At 62.3% G+C, this 501-nt stretch carries 1 pseudogene; it reads left to right on the forward strand.

Annotated elements, in window-relative coordinates:
- A pseudogene (locus tag ACTJLD_RS41375) lies at nt 1-435 on the forward strand (pyridoxal-phosphate dependent enzyme); the annotation flags it as partial.
- Nucleotides 436-501 lie beyond the last annotated feature (66 nt).

The raw sequence follows: 501 nt of genomic DNA on the forward strand, positions 1-501 counted from the left end.
CTGGCGTCCGGCGTGGCGACCTACGTGAAAGCCGTGCGACCGGGCATCAAGGTGATCGGCGTGCAGACGGAGGATTCATGCGCGATGGCGCAGTCGCTCCGTGCGGGTGAACGCGTCGAACTGGTGGAGGTCGGTTTGTTCTCGGACGGTACGGCGGTCAAACTGGTTGGACAAGAGACTTTCCGGTTATGCCGCGAACACCTCGACGACGTGGTGACGGTCGATACCGATGGCCTGTGCGCGGCGATGAGGGATGTGTTCCAGGATACGCGGAGCGTGCTCGAACCGGCCGGTGCCCTGGCCGTCGCAGGGGCAAAGCTGTACGCCGAGTGCGAAGGGATCGAGAACGAAACGCTCATCGCGATCACGTCCGGCGCAAACATGAACTTCGATCGGCTGAGTTTCGTTGCGGAGCGCGCGAAACTGGCTGTTGCGTAGAAACCGATACGCAGGCCGGTGCATTGTTTGAGAGGCAGGGCCACCGGCCCCGTTGTTTTTACG

The sequence above is a fragment of the Burkholderia sp. 22088 genome (assembly GCF_052045915.1).
Lineage (GTDB): Bacteria > Pseudomonadota > Gammaproteobacteria > Burkholderiales > Burkholderiaceae > Burkholderia > Burkholderia cepacia.